This is a genomic window from Actinokineospora fastidiosa (assembly GCF_014648415.1).
In the GTDB taxonomy this organism is placed as follows: Bacteria; Actinomycetota; Actinomycetes; order Mycobacteriales; family Pseudonocardiaceae; genus Actinokineospora; species Actinokineospora fastidiosa.
This window is the reverse complement of record NZ_BMRB01000005.1, coordinates 29,235-45,779: the sequence shown is the minus strand read 5'-3', so window position 1 is coordinate 45,779 and position 16,545 is coordinate 29,235. Positions and strand designations below refer to the sequence as shown.

General features: G+C 69.3%; 13 protein-coding genes. 6 read left to right on the top strand and 7 right to left on the bottom strand.

Annotated elements, in window-relative coordinates; translation table 11 throughout:
• Nucleotides 1-172: 172 nt before the first annotated feature.
• Nucleotides 173-1,765 (bottom strand): alanine/glycine:cation symporter family protein, encoded by a 1,593-nt coding sequence (locus IEY98_RS24690; RefSeq protein WP_189213025.1) that lies wholly within the window; start codon nucleotides 1,763-1,765, stop codon nucleotides 173-175.
• Nucleotides 1,766-2,082: 317 nt separating this feature from the next.
• Here IEY98_RS24690 and IEY98_RS24685 point away from each other — a divergent pair, with 317 nt between their 5' ends.
• Nucleotides 2,083-3,048, top strand: a complete 966-nt coding sequence (locus tag IEY98_RS24685) for a DMT family transporter (RefSeq protein ID WP_308425929.1) — start codon at nucleotides 2,083-2,085, stop codon at nucleotides 3,046-3,048.
• Nucleotides 3,049-3,614: 566 nt separating this feature from the next.
• Here the strand turns inward: IEY98_RS24685 and IEY98_RS24680 are convergent.
• Nucleotides 3,615-4,586 carry a hypothetical protein gene (locus tag IEY98_RS24680; RefSeq protein WP_189213023.1) on the bottom strand — a complete coding sequence of 324 codons (972 nt, stop codon included), beginning with the start codon at nucleotides 4,584-4,586 and terminating at the stop codon, nucleotides 3,615-3,617.
• 342 nt (nucleotides 4,587-4,928) lie between these two features.
• Here IEY98_RS24680 and IEY98_RS24675 point away from each other — a divergent pair, with 342 nt between their 5' ends.
• Both IEY98_RS24675 and IEY98_RS24670 read left to right on the top strand, forming a co-directional pair.
• Nucleotides 4,929-5,687, top strand: coding sequence for a hypothetical protein (locus tag IEY98_RS24675; RefSeq protein ID WP_189213022.1), 759 nt, complete (start codon nucleotides 4,929-4,931; stop codon nucleotides 5,685-5,687).
• Nucleotides 5,688-5,853: 166 nt separating this feature from the next.
• Nucleotides 5,854-6,960, top strand: coding sequence for a ScoMcrA-related endonuclease (locus IEY98_RS24670; protein ID WP_189213021.1), 1,107 nt, complete (start codon nucleotides 5,854-5,856; stop codon nucleotides 6,958-6,960).
• A gap of 48 nt (nucleotides 6,961-7,008) precedes the next feature.
• Here IEY98_RS24670 and IEY98_RS24665 read toward each other — a convergent pair whose 3' ends face one another.
• Entirely contained in the window at nucleotides 7,009-8,436 is a 1,428-nt protein-coding gene (locus IEY98_RS24665; protein WP_189213020.1) for an LVIVD repeat-containing protein, read from the bottom strand.
• Nucleotides 8,437-8,594: 158 nt separating this feature from the next.
• Here IEY98_RS24665 and IEY98_RS24660 point away from each other — a divergent pair, with 158 nt between their 5' ends.
• Together IEY98_RS24660 and thrS are read left to right on the top strand one after the other, a co-directional pair.
• Nucleotides 8,595-9,212 carry a DUF305 domain-containing protein gene (locus tag IEY98_RS24660; RefSeq protein ID WP_189213019.1) on the top strand — a complete coding sequence of 206 codons (618 nt, stop codon included), beginning with the start codon at nucleotides 8,595-8,597 and terminating at the stop codon, nucleotides 9,210-9,212.
• A 112-nt stretch (nucleotides 9,213-9,324) separates the two neighbouring features.
• Entirely contained in the window at nucleotides 9,325-11,334 is a 2,010-nt protein-coding gene (gene thrS / locus IEY98_RS24655; protein WP_189213278.1) for a threonine--tRNA ligase, read from the top strand.
• A 686-nt stretch (nucleotides 11,335-12,020) separates the two neighbouring features.
• On the opposite strand, the gene IEY98_RS24650 is transcribed toward thrS, so the two are convergent.
• From IEY98_RS24650 to IEY98_RS24640, 3 genes are read right to left on the bottom strand one after another with little or no spacing between them, the layout of a single operon-like run.
• Complete coding sequence (locus IEY98_RS24650) at nucleotides 12,021-12,800, bottom strand: ABC transporter ATP-binding protein (protein WP_189213018.1); 780 nt, start codon at nucleotides 12,798-12,800, stop codon at nucleotides 12,021-12,023.
• Nucleotides 12,797-13,843, bottom strand: coding sequence for a FecCD family ABC transporter permease (locus tag IEY98_RS24645; RefSeq protein ID WP_189213017.1), 1,047 nt, complete (start codon nucleotides 13,841-13,843; stop codon nucleotides 12,797-12,799). The genes IEY98_RS24650 and IEY98_RS24645 overlap by 4 nt, the downstream gene beginning before the upstream one ends.
• Nucleotides 13,840-14,847 carry a FecCD family ABC transporter permease gene (locus tag IEY98_RS24640; RefSeq protein ID WP_189213016.1) on the bottom strand — a complete coding sequence of 336 codons (1,008 nt, stop codon included), beginning with the start codon at nucleotides 14,845-14,847 and terminating at the stop codon, nucleotides 13,840-13,842. The genes IEY98_RS24645 and IEY98_RS24640 overlap by 4 nt, the downstream gene beginning before the upstream one ends.
• A gap of 66 nt (nucleotides 14,848-14,913) precedes the next feature.
• On the opposite strand from IEY98_RS24640, the gene IEY98_RS24635 reads away from it, so the two are divergent.
• Nucleotides 14,914-15,876 (top strand): ABC transporter substrate-binding protein, encoded by a 963-nt coding sequence (locus IEY98_RS24635; RefSeq protein WP_189213015.1) that lies wholly within the window; start codon nucleotides 14,914-14,916, stop codon nucleotides 15,874-15,876.
• 4 nt (nucleotides 15,877-15,880) lie between these two features.
• Here IEY98_RS24635 and IEY98_RS24630 read toward each other — a convergent pair whose 3' ends face one another.
• Nucleotides 15,881-16,435, bottom strand: a complete 555-nt coding sequence (locus IEY98_RS24630) for an HIT family protein (RefSeq protein ID WP_189213014.1) — start codon at nucleotides 16,433-16,435, stop codon at nucleotides 15,881-15,883.
• Nucleotides 16,436-16,545 lie beyond the last annotated feature (110 nt).

The following is a 16,545-nucleotide window of genomic DNA, read 5'->3' as shown; positions in this document are numbered from 1 at the left end:
GGTCCGGAGCCTGCGGCAGGGGTGGCCGCGATCAACTCAGGCCGCCCGGTTCCGCGCCGCCTGACGACCAGCACCGCGATTCCGGCGCACCCATCGGTGCGATGGACGGAAAGGCTACGTCGGCAATGTCGGAGCGCCCCGCGGGCTGGACGGCCCGCGGGGCGCCCGCCGGTCAGGATCCGACCCGGTCGTTCTTCTTGACCTCGCCGGAGCGGATCTTGGCCTGGAAGCTCCGCAGTTCCCGCTTGACCACCGGAGCCAGCAGGTACAGGCCGATGATGTTGAACAGGGCGAGCAGGAACAGCACGGCGTCGGCGAAGTTCAGCACGCTGCCCAGGGTCAGCACCGAGCCCGCGACGATGAACAGGCAGAAGACCACCTGGTAGACGCGCTCGGTGACGGGCGACTTGCCGAACAGGTACGTCCACGCCTTCTGCCCGTAGTAGGCCCAGGTGATCAGCGTCGACAGCGCGAACAGCGCCACCGCCAGGGTGAGCACGTAGGGGAACCAGGGCAGCACGGTCGCGAAGGACTCCGAGGTCACCGTCACGCCATTCGGCACCTCACCGCCCGCGAACACCGATGCCTGGGCGTTCGTCCAGAACTCGGTCTTGGCGATGATGATCGTCAGCGCCGTCATGGTGCAGATGACGACGGTGTCGATGAACGGTTCGAGCAGCGCGACGTAGCCCTCGGTCACCGGATGCCGGGTCTTGACCGCCGAGTGCGCGATCGGCGCCGACCCCAGGCCCGCCTCGTTGGAGAACGCCGCCCGCTGGAACCCGACGATCAGCGCGCCGATGGCGCCGCCGAGCACGCCCTCCGGGGAGAACGCGCCGGAGATGATCGCGCCGAACGCGGAGGGCACCGCGGTGATGTTGGTCCCGATGACCACAAGGCAGGCGAGAATGTAGAGGATCGCCATGGACGGCACCAGCTTGCTGGTCACCTTGCCGATCGACTTGATGCCTCCGATGATCACGGCCCCGACCACGGCGGCGAGCAGAATGCCGAAGATCAGCGCGGCCCCGTCCGTGCCGAGGAAGCCCTCGCTCCCGCCGGTGACGTCGCGCAGTTGGGCGAAGGTCTGGTTGGCCTGGAACATGTTCCCGCCCGCGATGGCGAAGAACAGGATCATGACCGAGGCCAGCACGGCGAGCACCCGCCCCACCGCCTTGCCGCCACGCTCGCCGAACCGCTCGGCGATGCCCTTGCGCAGGTAGTACATGGGGCCGCCGGAGACGGTGCCGTCCTCGTGGGTCTCCCGGTACCGCACACCGAGGGTGCACTCGACGAACTTGGTGCACATGCCCAGCAGGCCCGCGAGGATCATCCAGAACGTGGCCCCCGCCCCGCCGATGGTCACCGCGACGCCCACCCCCGCGATGTTGCCGAGCCCGACCGTGCCCGACACCGCGGAGCTGAGCGCCTGGAAGTGCGTGATCTCGCCCGGATCGTCCTTCTTCGAGTACCGTCCGCGGACGAGTTCCAGGGCCATCTTGAACCCCCGGAACTGGATGAAGCCGAAGTAGACGCTGAAGATCGCCGCGGCGGCGATCAGCCAGCCGACGATCCAGGGGAAGCTGATGCCGAACACGGAGATCTCGGCGAATACGAAGGTGGACAGGCCCTCGGAAAGCGGATCGAAGACGTTGTTGATCCATTCCTCGATCGAACCGAGAGTGCCGCTCTCTGCGGCCAGTGTGAGTGTCGGGGTGTCCGACAGCGGGCTAGTGGTCGGCGGATCAGCGCTGATGGTCCACATGACCCATGAGGGGACCCAACCAGCCGTTCTATCGCAAGTGCAAACCGCGACCTTGACCCCATTGGTGGGTACGCGATGAGCGAGATGCGACGGCGCGGTTAGTCCGATTCTCCGAATCGTTGTTGCGGGTCATATGGTCGGATGGTCGATTCGTCGGATCAGGGATGCCTCCGTCAAGGCGGCCAGGGCGCTGGCGACTCCGAGCCCGTCGCGCTGCCGGGTCGGTACGTGGCCGATGAAGGTGTCGCTGGATCCCGGTATTGGTGGTGCTCGTCGCGTTTGCCGTGTGGGCCACCGCGTCTGCGGTGGCCGCGGTCATGCATGGATGCCGCGCGGCGCGGTATCCCGGCGGCATGGCGGTGGGGAACTCGAACGGGAGTCGCGCGGTGGCGTATGCCCTGATGGCAGGGGGCATGGCTCTGTTCGGCTCTGCCACGCCGGTCAGTCGTCTGGTGGGGGAGGCGTTCCCGGCGATGCTGGCGTCGGGGTTGCGGATGCTGACCGCTGTTGTGGTGCTCGTGCCGTTGCTGGTGGTCAGGCGGAGGACGGACTGGCCGGGGGAGCGGTTGGGCGTTCGGGACCGGTGGTTGTTGGCGGGCATCGCGGTCGTGGGGACGTTCGGGTTCACCGTGTTGTTGTTCCTGGGGATGCGGCAGGCTCCGGGGGCGGTCGGCGCCGTGGTGATGGCGATGACCCCGGCGGTGACCGCGGTCGGGGCGGTGCTGTTCCTGAGCGACCGGATCAACCGGTGGAGCGCGATGGGGCTGGCCTTGGCCGTGTGCGGGGTGCTGGTGGTCAATCTGGGGGGCGCGGTCGGCGGCCAGGGCGAGAACGTGTGGTTGGGCAGCGTGTTGGTGTTCGGCGCGGTGTGTTGTGAGGCGACCTACACGCTGTTGGGCAAGAAGCTGACCGCCGGGTTGACGCCGTTGGCGATCTCCGCCGTGGCCGCGGTCGGTGCGGGCCTGTTGTTCGCCCCGTTCGCCGTGGTGGACGCGCTGTCGTTCGACTGGGGTGTGCCGTCGGGTGCGGACTGGCTAGCGGTGCTGTGGTGGGGGGCGGCGACGATGGGCGTCGGGTCGGTGTTGTGGTTCTCCGGGATGCGGCGGTCCTCGGGCGCCACCGCGTCGGGGTTCATGGCGGTCATGCCGGTCTCGGCACTGCTGTTGTCCTACGTGCTGCTGGGCGAGTCGTTCCACTGGAGCCATGTGGTCGGCATCGCAGCGGTGCTGCTCGGGCTCGCCGCCGTGATCAGGTCCGACCAGTCCGCCCGCGAGGAGCGGTGACCGAGCCGCTCGCCGACCACGGATACAAGCGCCGCTTCGCTGGGAGGTGAGCCTGTAGCGCGGCGCAGGACACTCCGACAGCACGTGCACGGCTGGCGGGACGAACGTCGGGAGTCGACGCCTGCGATGGAGCAGCCGCTCACCGAGAAGGACCTGGCGCGGGTGATCACCTCGATCCCGCCGAACCGAACGCCTGCACGCCTTGGCCACGCCTGCCTCGGCCGCGATCACGTCGAGTCAGCTGCTCCTGGCCGAGATCGGCGGGTACGCCCCCACCCGGTGCTCCGCCTACGCCAGCTCCACCCGCGAGTACAGCAGCGAGCTGCTGGAAGCGGTGCAGAAGGCCCGCCTCCGACCGCTCACGGTCCACTACACGGAGTTCAGCAAGGCGTTCCGGACCGGCATCGCCCGCGCTCTCGATGACGACGGGAAGCTCGAACCGACCTTCGCCAAGGAAAGATCCAGGTGGCGGTGGGTGCGTCGCTCCGCAGCGGGCGCGCCCGGCTTTCCGCGGACATCGTTGGCGCGAGGCGGACGCAGCGGTCTCCGCTCAGGGTGACGCCGCACTAGTACGGCGGGACGGTGCTGGTCTTGGCGTTGCCGAGTACTGATCGTCGTAGATCGATCTGCCAGTGGGACCGCTGGTCGAATGGCTGGTCGAACCTGTGGAACGCGCAGCCCTGGGTGAAGCCGCGCCTGTCCGCGTCCCAGTCGGAGCCGGACTTGAAGTACACCTGGTAAGTACCTGATATCCCCGTCACCGTCGCCTGGGAGTGGGCCCGCACGTACACCATGACTTGAGGCTTCGACGGGTCTCCGGTCACGACGGACACGGCGACGTCGTCTGCCGTGCCGTTGTCGATGTCGAGGCGGCCTGGCCCGCGCGGGCCGGTGCGCTCGATCACGTGGCCGTTCGGCAGGCGGTTCTGTCCGGCGGGTGGCGGTTCGGGGCTGGCGGGGAGCGGCAGCCTGGGCTCGCTGGAGTGCAGGATCTGGTAGACGTTCGCCTTCGCGTCGTACAGCCGCTCCTGGAGCGTCGTCGGACCGCACTCATCCGTTGACGCGACGTTCGACGAGGGTTTGGTGCCTCGCAATTCCGCGAGGGGCTCGTGCAGTGCTGCCAAGAGGTGGCGTGTCGGCTCCCAGACCTCATCCGACGGGTGGAACGACGCGATCTCGTTCCACTGCTCGTCCAGCACCTTGGAGAGGTTCGCGGTGGCGGTGTCCACCTCGGCGAGGGAAGACGCCTTCAGCACCCGCTCCACTGCCGTGCGGACCGCCCGATGGGCGGCTTTCTCCTTGGCCCGGAACTCGGCGAGAGTCAGCGTCGGCGCTGGAGTGCGATCGGTGGTCCTCGTCGCTGATGACGGCCCTGGCCGCGCCGCTGGGTCGACTCGATCCCCTGCGGAGAGGACGCTGATCCCCACCGTGCTGAGCATCGCGACCAAGAGCAGGCCGAACACCCACCTGCCGGGATGCCGGGTACGCAAAGAGGCTGTCATGTCAGCCTTGAGAAGGTGTGGCGAAAGGTCGGGCACCGCATCGGAGCGTCGACTTCCGCCACCTGGTCATGGCTTTCTCCATTCGGTGCGCACGTCGAACGGTCAAGCACGCTGAGACGCCGACGGATCGCCAGCTCCGTCACCAGGCTTACCAGACACCGGCACACGGTGACGTACTGCGATCGGTGGATGCGCGGGTGCGGCGATCTGACTGAGGGGTGCTCACATCGGTGACGGCGATGATGAGGGGACGTGCTGTCCCTGCATGACCTGAGGGCTCGTCGATCCGATCCGACAGCTCGTGTCTAGCCGCTATGCCGGAACTGGAAACCCAACGAAGCGTGATTGGGTTGGTGCGCTAGGTCCACACTAGGGCGCGTGGAGCGCTGGCCGAGTCGATGGGTTGCCCGGGTCTTCGGCGGTAGGAGCCGCTCAGCGGATGATGGAGTGACCGAAGCCCGTCAGAGCGGGCTTGTGTTCAACACCGTCACGGCGGAGTCGAGTGCGGTGAACGTGCAGGCCGGACGGGATGTCCACTTCCACGCGTCGCAGGTGCGGCTGGTGCGGGCGCGAGTGGAGTCGGTGCTGGGGCGGGCACGACTCGCGTCGGTGCTCGGGGTGGTGGCCTTGAGCTTCCTCGTGACCCCCGAACCCCTGGACGACCGACCGATCGTGCTTCCGACTCCCACGACCATCACGGCCGAACCGACGACGAGCGCCGCTTCCCCCGTGCCGACGCCCACCAGGACCCCGACACCACGGCCCGTGCCCGCTCCGACCACGACAACGACCACCCTCGCCACGTCGTCGAGACAGCCCCCAACCGAGTCCACCGAGCCCATTGTGGAAGTGTCGCTCGGTAGGCCCGAGGACGACGTCGACGGCTGCGCGTCGCCCTGTCACGCCATGTTCATCCGCATGTGGGGATTCCCACCGAACGCCCGGTTCAACGTCGTTCCCCACTCATCGGAGTGGGACAGCCCGTTCAACCCAGGGGCCACCCTCGAGGTCGACGCCGACGGGACGAAGGAGTTCCACCGGTTCGCGTTGCCCCCGAACGACCACGAAGTGTGGGTCGTCGTGACCTTCGACGGTGGTGAGGTGAAGTCGAAACACTACCGCTGGCCCCTTCACTGAGGCGTCGACCAACTACCTCACCGACTGATGGCTGACAACCTGACCTCCGCCGACGGGTGGGTGACGGCATGTGGAACCAAGCCGAAATCAGGGGCTGCCTTCGATCCGATCGTTCAGGGCTCCAGGGCTTCTTCCGACGGTGCTGAGGTGGATCTAGGATCCGCTCATGGGCTTAGGGGAGGTCACGGTCGAGTCGGTGCGGCGGGCGGTTGCCGAATTCGACCGGCTCGGTGGTGACGAGTTCCGTTCGACCTACGGATTCGGGCCTGCGCGCAAATACGTGCTGGTGCATGAAGGGCGCGCGTACGACTCCAAGGCGATCGTCGGTGTCGCTCATGGGTTCGCCACGGGCACGTTCTGGCGGGCGGCGGACTTCACCGGCGGGCTGGCGTCCGTGGTTCGCGTGCTGCAGGATCTCGGCTTCGACGTTCGGACCGCCGAGGAACACGAGCGCGCAGGCTTCGGGGAGATCGCTGGGCAGCCCGCAGGAACCCGCTACGCGAGCCGGGAGGCCGCCTCGCGGGCTGGAGTGCACCTGCCGCTGACGGAAAGCGTCTGCGGGACTGCTGCCGCAGGCGCCGAATCGATCCTCGTCCCCGCCGACCAGGAGGTCGACGGTGAGATCATCTACGCCGGCCAAGGGGAAGCAGGCCGGGACCAGAGCTTCAAGACGCCCGCCAACGCCGCGCTGCTGACCAGCAGGCTGACCGGTATCCCGGTGCGGGTCTTGCATGGCATGCGTGAGCCTGGTTATCGCTATCTCGGGCTTTTCCGAGTAGTGGACGCGTGGCGGGACGTCGAGCGCAAAGGGCACAAGGTGTGCCAATTCCGCCTGACACCCGTAATCGACGCCGACAAGGCGAGTTCTGTCGCGCCGGAAGGGACCGTCAAGCCTGGTCGACGTGATTCGACTGTTCAGCGGGTCGTGCGGTCGACAGTCGTCTCCCGCTACGTGAAGGCGATGTACAGCGACACCTGCCAAGCGTGTCGGGTCAGGCTGATGGTCGGTGATCGCGGGTACTCCGAGGGCGCGCACATCCGGCCGCTCGGAAGTGGGCACGATGGCCCGGATGTGCCGCAGAACGTCCTGTGCTTGTGCCCGAACTGCCACGTGCTCTTCGACGCGGGCGCGCTCGTGATCGACGCAGACCTCACCGTCCGGGTCAACGGCGTCAGCCAGGGAGTGCTTGCCGTTGACGAGGAACACGGCATAGACGTGCGGCACCTCGCCTACCACCGGGAGCGCTACGGCCAGCAGAGCGAGGCCGAGTAGCGACAGGCCGATGCCCCGGCCGATCGACCGGGGCATCGGCGCGTCGGGTCAGCGGTAGGAGTGCTGGGACTGGACGTTCAGCTCGGTGAGGTGGACGCCGCGCGCGGGGTTGGTGCGGGGGTCGTTGACCTGGAGGACGTCGAGGCCCTTGCCGAGGTCGCTGGAGTAGATGTAGCCGTTGTAGTAGTACGCCGACCAGGAGCCGCCGCTCTCGTCCGGGTTCGCGGCGGGGCCGCGCTCGAAGTAGCCGATCTCCTTCGGGTTGGTGGAGTCGGTGAAGTCGATGATCTGAACGCCGCCCATGTACCAGGCCTGGACGAAGATGTCGCGGCCCGGGACGGGGATCAGCGAGCCGTTGTGGGCCACGCAGTTCTCCGACGACGTCTGGTGCCGGTCGATCTTGTAGAGGCTGCGGAACTCCATCAGGCGGTTGTCGCCGCGGCCGGTGATGTCGTAGATGGCGTTGGCGCCGCGGTTCGGGCCGATCTCGGCGTTGCAGGTGGCCGCGCCGCCGCCGCCGAGCTCGTCGGTGAACAGGACCTTGGTGCCCGCGTTGTTGAACGTCGCCGAGTGCCAGAACGCGAAGTTCTCGTTGTCCTGGACGCGGTTGATGACGCGCGGCTTCTCGCGGTCGGAGATGTCCATCAGGATGCCGTCGCCCATGCAGGCGCCCGCGGCGATGTTCTTCGACGGGTACGCGGTGATGTCGTGGCAGCCGGTGGTGGCCGAGACGTAGCCGGTCTGGACCGTGCCGGGACGCCCGGGGTTGCCGCCGTCCGGGAACAGGTTCGGCGTGGCCACGAGCGCGGCCGACGCCGGGTCGCGCAGCGGGATCTTCACGATGGAGATCGAGTCGTGCGGCGGCTTGCACTTGGAGAGGGTCTGCGAGGGCCCGTAGGAGGACACGTAGACGTACATGTCACGGCCGCGCTTGTCGGGCACGAGGGTGTGCGTGTGCGACCCGCAGGCGGTCTCCACGGCGGTGACGTAGCGCGGGTTGCGCTTGTCGCTGATGTCGAAGACCTTGATGCCCTCCCAGTACGGCTTGCTGCCGTCGTTCTGGGAGGTCGACGAGCAGGACGCGTCGCTGCGGCGGGAGTCGGTCGAGAGCACGACGAGGTCGCCGGTGACGGACACGTCGTTCTGCGAGCCGGGGCACAGGACCTGGCTCAGGATCGCGGGCCGCTTGGGGTTCTTGATGTCGTAGATCGTGAAGCCCAGGTAGTTGCCGACGATCGCGTAGTCGCCGGTGAAGGCGAGGTCCGTGCCGACCGACGCGGAGCCCGCGAGCGGCGCGGTGGCCGGAATGTTGGCGACGTGCGTGACGTTCGCGCTCATGACGGTCTCGTCCGGCGCGGGGAACTCGCTCTGCGCGGTCGCGGAGGTCGTCCCCAGCACCGTGGCGGCGGCGACGAAGGTCGTTCCCAGGATCGCAACTGGTGTTCGGCGGCGCCGGTCACGTCGGGATGAAGACACGCTGCACACCCCTCTCGGTTTCGGGTGCCCGAAGTATCGTCGTTGTTAGCTATTCAAACCACCCTCACTTTTCGGGTGGTTTTACCAGTTGAACGTTTATCCCCGACGAGGCCGCCGAGGAGGTACGGTCGTCGGCGTCGTCGCAGTTGGGAGGGCATGTGCGGGCTTGGCTCACGGTTGTCGCCATTGCGCTGTTCGGAGTATCGGCCTGCTCTGAAGAGCCCCCAGCACCTGACCATACGATTGTCCAGCCCGGCCTGCCGGGTGAGCCCAACCGGACCCTCTCCGCGGAGGAAGCGGAGTCCGCGCTCCCCGACACCGAGCCCAACGACGAGGACGTCTCCTACGTCCGGAACATGATCATCCACCACCAGCAGGCGGTGGAGATGAGCGCGCTCGCCCCCGAGCGGGCAGCCGACGAGCGGGTCAGGGGCCTGGCCTCGCGCATCCACGACGTGCAGGGCCCCGAGATCGGCATGATGAACCGCTGGCTGACGGGCCACGACCTGCCTGCGGTCAACCCCACCGAGGCGCACGCCCACGCCGACATGCCCGGCATGGCCACCGCCGAGGAGCTGGCCGCGCTCACCGCGGCGCGCGGGCCCGAGTTCGACCGGTTGTTCCTCGAACTGATGATCCGCCACCACGAGGGCGCCATCGAGATGGCCAGGGCCGTGCAGGTCTCCGGTGTGGACGTGCGGGTGCAGGAGATGGCCGACGACGTCATCGCCGAGCAGGCCGACGAGATCCGCCGCATGCGGGAGATGCAGGGATAACCGGCGCGCGTGCTGCCGGACCCCCTCGATAGCATCGACGGGTCAAGCGCACCCGAGCCGACCAGGAGTCGTCGTGTCCCAGCCGCAGCCCGTGCCCGCCGTCCCCACCAGCGTGGTGGTGCGCGCGGGGACTACCGCGGGCGCCGCCGTCCGCGAGGCCGGACTGCCCGGCAAGGGACCCGACGCCGTCGTCGTCGTCCGCGACGCCGACGGGCGGCTGCGCGATCTCGCGTGGACGCCGGACGCGGACGCCACCGTCGAGCCGGTCGCCGCCGACAGCGAGGACGGCCGCGCCGTCATCCGCCACTCGTGCGCGCACGTGCTCGCCCAGGCCGTCCAGCAGCAGTTCCCCGAGGCCAAGCTGGGCATCGGCCCGCCGGTCAAGGACGGCTTCTACTACGACTTCGACGTCGACCGCCCGTTCACCCCGGAGGACCTGCAGGCGCTGGAGAAGCGCATGAAGCAGATCATCAAGGGCGCGCAGCGGTTCTCCCGGCGGGTCGTCGAGTCGGTCGACGCGGCCAAGCAGGAGCTGGCGGGCGAGCCGTACAAGCTGGAGCTGGTCGACATCAAGAGCGACGTCGACACCAGCGAGGTCATGGAGGTGGGCGGCGGCGAGCTGACCATCTACGACAACCTCGACCCGCGCTCCGGCGAGCGCGTCTGGGGCGACCTGTGCCGGGGGCCGCACGTGCCGACCACCAAGCACATCCCGGCGTTCAAGCTGATGCGGGTCGCGGCGGCCTACTGGCGCGGCAGCGAGAAGAACCCGCAGCTGCAGCGCATCTACGGCACCGCGTGGGAGTCGCAGGAGGCGCTCGACCGGCACCTGGAGCTGCTGGCCGAGGCCGAGCGGCGCGACCACCGCAGGCTGGGCGTCGAGCTGGACCTGTTCAGCTTCCCCGACGAGATCGGCTCCGGCCTGGCGGTCTTCCACCCCAAGGGCGGCATCGTCCGGCGGGTCATGGAGGACTACTCGCGCAGCAGGCACGAGGAAGAGGGCTACGAGTTCGTCTACTCCCCGCACATCACCAAGGGGACGCTGTTCGAGACCTCCGGGCACCTGGACTGGTACCGCGAGGGCATGTACCCGGCGATGCACCTCGACGCCGAGTTGAACGCCGACGGCACCGTCCGCAGGCCGGGGCAGGACTACTACCTCAAGCCGATGAACTGCCCGTTCCACGACCTGATCTTCCGCTCGCGCGGCCGGTCGTACCGGGAGCTGCCGCTGCGCATGTTCGAGTTCGGCTCGGTGTACCGCTACGAGAAGTCCGGCGTCATCCACGGCCTGACCCGCGTGCGCGGCATGACGCAGGACGACGCCCACATCTTCTGCACGCCCGAGCAGGTGCAGGACGAGCTGCGGTCGCTGCTGTCCTTCGTGCTCGGCCTGCTGCGCGACTACGGGCTCACGGACTTCTACCTGGAGCTGTCGACCCGCAACGAGGAGAAGTACATCGGCTCCGACGAGGTGTGGGCAGAGGCGACGCAGACGCTGCGCGAGGCCGCCGAGAGCTCCGGCCTCGAGCTGGTCCCCGACCCGGGCGGCGCGGCGTTCTACGGCCCCAAGATCTCCGTCCAGGCCAAGGACGCCCTCGGCCGCACCTGGCAGATGTCCACGATCCAGGTCGACTTCATGCTCCCGGAGAAGTTCGAACTGGAGTACACCGCCGCCGACGGCTCCCGCCAGCGCCCGGTCATGATCCACCGCGCCCTGTTCGGCTCGATCGAGCGCTTCTTCGGCGTGCTGACCGAGCACTACGCGGGCGCCTTCCCGGCCTGGCTGGCCCCGGTCCAGGTGGTCGGCATCCCGGTGGCCGACGAGCACATCGACCACCTCATGGGCGTGGCGAAGGACCTCAAGACCCGAGGCCTCCGCGTCGAGGTGGACACCTCGGACGAGCGGATGCAGAAGAAGATCCGCAACCACACGCTGCAGAAGGTCCCGTTCCTCCTGCTGGCGGGCGGCAAGGACGTGGAAGCAGGCGCAGTCTCCTTCCGCTTCCGCGACGGCACCCAGGTAAATGGCGTTCCCGTGGCACAGGCGGTGGCCGCGATCGAGGCGTGGGTAGCGCGCCGAGAGAACTCGTCTCCCACCGCAGAGACCTTCTCGGTCTAGAGCACAAAAAAGAAGAAGCAGCGCAACCACCCACCCACGCAACACGCCCCACGAGCACTGTCCGATGGGGTGGACCCGCATTCGTGGGGAGCGAAGCGTCGCTACCCTCGCTCGGGCGCGGACGGCTTGCCCGCTCCGCCGCTTCCCCGCGCCCGCGACGCTTCGCTTAGGGGCCCCGCGAATGCGGGTCCACCCCATCGGACCAACAAATCAGCTCGCGAAGGGCGTCACGCCACCTAGGGAGGACGAGGTGGGCACCTGGGGCACAGGTGGGGGGTGAAAGCCGGAGCTGGCCAGGCTGAGAGAGCACCTGCCGCTGCCGGGACGGAGGGTGAGCTGAGGGAGTGCGGAAAGCTGGCTGGCACGTGCCGCGGGCAGAGGTGTGATTCAGCAGGCAAGGTTGAATGGCCGCCAGTGGGGCGGGCGAGAAGAGTTGAGAGTTGGCCAGCGTGGTGGGCAGGCGAGGCGGAGTTAAGGCTCGCCGGGGTGACGGGCGGGAGAAGTGAGGTTGGGAGTTGCTGGGGTGGGGGAAGTGGGGATGAAAGCCCGCCGGAGCGGTGGGCAGGCAAGGCGGGGTGAGAGCCGCTGGGCGGCGGCGGGGCAAGACGGGTGAGAGTTCGCCGGAGTGGCAGGCGGGCAAGGCAAGGTGAGAGCCCGCCGGAGTGGCAAGGTCAGCGCGAGCGGGCCTACCGTCCCAAAGGGATCACCATGAGCGACCCCGTCTCCTCATCCTCACGCACCCGCGCTCGCAAGCCGAACACCTCCAGCAGCAACTCCTCCGTCAACACCTCCCCAGGCGCCCCCACGGCCACGATCCGGCCGTTTTTCATCGCTACCAATCGGTCGGCGTAGCGGGCGGCCAACGCCAGTTCGTGGAGGACCATGACGATCGTGCGGTTGGTGTCCCGGTGGAGGTCTCGGACCAGTTCCAGGACGTCGATCTGGTGGGCCAGGTCCAGGTGCGTCGTGGGCTCGTCCAGCAGGAGGATGTCGGTTTCCTGGGCCAGGGCCATCGCGATCCAGGCTCGTTGGCGTTGGCCGCCGGAGAGTTCGTCGAGGGTGCGGTCGGCGAACTCGTCCGCGGCGGTCTTCTTCAGGGCCTGGTTGACGGCCTCCTCGTCGGCGGAGGACCAGCGGCGGTACCAGGTCTGGTGCGGGTGTCGGCCGCGGGCGACCAGGTCGGCGACCGTCAGGCCGTCGGGGGCCACGGGGGACTGGGGAAGCAGGCCGACGACGTTCGCCACGGACCGGGTCGGCAGTTTGTGGACCGGTTGGCCGTTGAGCAGGACGTGGCCCTCCACCGGCTTGAGCAGCCTGCCGAACGCGCGCAGCAGAGTGGACTTGCCGCAGCCGTTGGGGCCGATCACGGCGGTCACCGTGCCCTGGGGGATTTCGAGGTCCACACCGTGCACCACGGTGCGTTCGTCGTAGGCGAGGGTGAGGCGCTCGGCGCGCAGGTCGGTCATGTGCGGGCCTTTCCGCTGCGGACGAGCAGGTACAGCAGGTACGGCGCGCCCAGAGCGGCCGTCAGGACGCCGACCGGCAGTTCGACGGCGCCGAAGGCCGTGCGCCCCAGGACGTCCGCCCAGACGGTGACGGCCGCGCCCAGCAGGGCGGACGCGAGCAGCGGCGGCGTGCCCGTGCCCAGGAGCCGGACCGCGAGCTGCGGGCAGGCCAGGGCGACGAACGCGATCGGCCCCGCCGCCGCGGTCGCGGTGGCGGTCAGCAGGACCGCGATGACGATCAGCACCGCGCGCGTGGTGTCGATGCGGACGCCGAGGCCGCGCGCGGTGTCGTCGTCGAAGTTCAGGGCGCCGAAGGGGAACGACAGGACCAGCGCGGCGGGCAGCAGCACCACCAGCGCGATCCCGACGGCTTGCGCGTTCTCCCACGTGGCCGCGTTCAGGCTGCCGTTGAGCCAGACGATCGCGCGTCCGGCGTCCACGATGGACGCCTTCACCAGCAGCCACGAGATCAGGCTGGTCAGCACCGCCTGGATGCCGACGCCCACCAGCAGCACCCGGTACCCGGACAGCCCGCGGCGCACCGCGAGGACGTACACCAGGACCGCCGCCGCCAGCGCCCCGCCGATCGAGGCCAGCGGCACGCCCACCTCGGCGAGCGGCCCGCTGACCGCGCCGTACTCCCCGGCGAGCACGATCACCGCGACCGCCCCGGCCCCCGCGCCCGCGGTGACGCCGAGGATGTCCGGGCTCGCCAGCGGATTGCGCCCGACGCCCTGGATGATCGCCCCCGCCAGCCCGAGCGCCGCCCCGACCATGGCCCCGACGGCGGCCCTGGGCAGCCGGAACTGCAGGACGACCAGCCGGTCGGTGCGGTCGCCCCCGCCGAGAAGGACCCCGACGATGTCGCTGGCCGGGATGTCGAACTCGCCGCGTCCGGTGTTCGCCACGATCGCGGCGAACAGCGCCACCAGGGTGACGGCGGGCACCAGCACGTGCCGGGGGCGGATGACGGCCGAGACCGGGCCGACGCGGATCGCCTTCACAGCCGCACCGGCTTCCGCCGACGGATCAGGTAGATGAACACCGGGGCGCCGATGAACGCCAGCATGATCCCCACCGGCAGCTCGCTCGGGCGCGCCACCAGCCTGCCCAGCACGTCCGCGGCGACCATGAGCGCCATCCCGACCAGCGCCGAGTACAGCAGCACCCACCGGTAGTCCGGGCCGGTGATCGAGCGGGCGATGTGCGCGGCCATCAGGCCGACGAACCCGATCGGCCCGCACGCGGCCACCGCGACCCCGGTGAGCAGGGTGATCGCGGCCATGCCCACCAGCCGGGTGAGCCCGACCCGCACCCCGAGCGCGCGGGCCACGTCCTCGCCGAGGGACAGCGAGTTGAGCCCGCGCGCGTTGGCCGCGGCCAACACCAGGCCCGCGACGACGAACGGCAGCATCTGCGCGGTGATCTCGGCCGGACGCCCGGAGACCGAGCCGACGGTCCAGAACCGGTAGAGCTCCAGCGCCTGCTCGTCCAGGATCAGCATGCCCGCGGTGAGCGCGGTGAACAGCGCGTGCACCGCCGCGCCGCCGAGCGCGAGGGTGACCGGTGTCGCGCCGCCCCGGGTGCGGTTGCCCACGAAGTAGACGATCGCCGAGGCCAGGAACGCCCCCGCGAAGCCGAACCAGACGTAGCCGTAGAGCGTGGTGACGCCGAGCAGGAAGATCCCGCCCGCGACGAACATGCCCGCGCCCGCGCTCACCCCGAGCAGCACCGGGTCGGCGATCGGGTTGCGGGTGTGGCCCTGCATGAGCGCGCCCGCCACGCCCAGCGCGCAGCCGGCGACCAGGGCGAGCGCGGTGCGCGGCAGCCGCAGCGAGCGGACGATGACGTCGCCCTCGGCGCCGGTGGGCGTCCACAGGCCGTGCCACACCTCGGGCAGGCTCAACGCCTTGCTGCCCAGCGCGATGCTGAGCAGCACCACGCCGAGCACGGCGGCGGCGACCACGACCAGGCCCCGGCGCCGCAGGCTGGTCCGGGCCTGGGTCACGCGTTCCTCCGAGTGTTAGCTTAGGGCAGCCTACCTTTACAAATGACCTTGAAGGACACCCCTCGCATGAGAGCACGCTCCCTAGTCGTCGCACTGGCCCTCGCCGCCACCGCGTGCGGCGGCGCCGAACCGGAATCGCAGGGCGGCGCGGCCGCGGGCGGGGGCGCGTTCCCGCGCACCGTCACCCACGCCATGGGGACCGCCGAGCTGCCCGAGCGGCCGCTGCGGGTGGTCGCGCTCGACATGACCTTCGTGGACGCCACGCTGGCGCTGGAGGGCGAGGTCGTCGGCTTCACCACCCTCGCGGGCGGTGACGACAGGCTGCCCGACTACTTCGGCGGCGACGTGGCGAAGTACGCGCCCAAGGCCGTCCCGGTCGGCACGCTGAGCGAGCCCAACCTGGAGAAGATCGTCGAGCTCGACCCCGACCTGATCCTCTCGGCGAAGGTCCGCCACGAGAAGCTCTACGAGCAGCTGACCGCGATCGCGCCGACGGTGTTCTCCGAGACCACCGGCGGCACCTGGAAGGCCAACCTCGAACTCGTGGGCCGGGCGCTGGGCAAGGAGGACCTGGCCAAGCAGAAGATCGCCGCCTACGAGACCAGGGCCAAGGCCGTCGGCGACGCGGTGCGCGCCGCCGAGGGCGCCAACCCGACGGTGTCGGTCGTGCGGTTCGTCGACGGCCCGACCCGCATCTACAAGGACGACACCTACATCGGCGTCATCATCGGCGACCTCGGCTTCGACAAGCCCGAGGCCGCGACCGGCACCGGCTTCAACACCGAGATCTCCGACGAGCAGATCGGCCTCATGGACGCCGACGACATCTTCGTCTCCGTCTACGCCGACGAGGCGGGCCTGAGCGCGCAGACCAAGGAGAAGTTCGAGGCCAACCCGCTGTGGGGGCAGCTCAAGGGCACCGTCCACGAGGTCAGCGACAAGACCTGGATGAGCGCGGTCGGCCTCTACGGCGCGAACGTGGTGCTCGACGACATCGCCAAGGTGTACGGGGTCGACCCGGCGCGCTAGGCGGTCAGTCGACCGTGCGCCACGCGTCGGCCAGCAGCGCCCTGGTCTCGCCGAGCAGCTGCGGCAGGACCTTCGTGTGGCCGATCACCGGCATGAAGTTGGCATCGCCGCCCCACCTCGGCACCAGGTGCTGGTGCAGGTGGGCGGCGATGCCCGCGCCCGCGATGACGCCCTGGTTCATGCCGATGTTGAACCCGTGCGGCGCGGCCACCTTGCGCGCCACCCGCATCGCCCGCTGGGTGTGCTCGGCCAGCTCGACCGTCTCCTCCGCGGTGAGGTCGGTGTAGTCGGCGACGTGGCGGAACGGCACCACCATGAGGTGGCCGGGGTTGTACGGGTACAGGTTGAGCACCACGTAGACCAGCTCGCCGCGGGCGATGATCAGCGCGTCCGGGTCGTCGAGCTGGACGAGGGTGCAGAACGGGCACAGCTCGCGCTCGTCGCCGACCGGCTTGTTCTCGCCGCGGATGTAGGCCATGCGGTGCGGCGTCCACAGCCGCTGCAGGGCGTCGGGTATCCCGACGCCTTCCTGGGCGACGAGCTCAGGGTCCACGGCCATGCCCCGATCCTAGTGGCGGGTCCCGGTCCGGCTCGGCCGCCGACCGGAGGACGGCACGCACGCGGGGTGCCGAGCGCACGATCGTGGTCGGGTTAGGCTTCCCCAGCCCT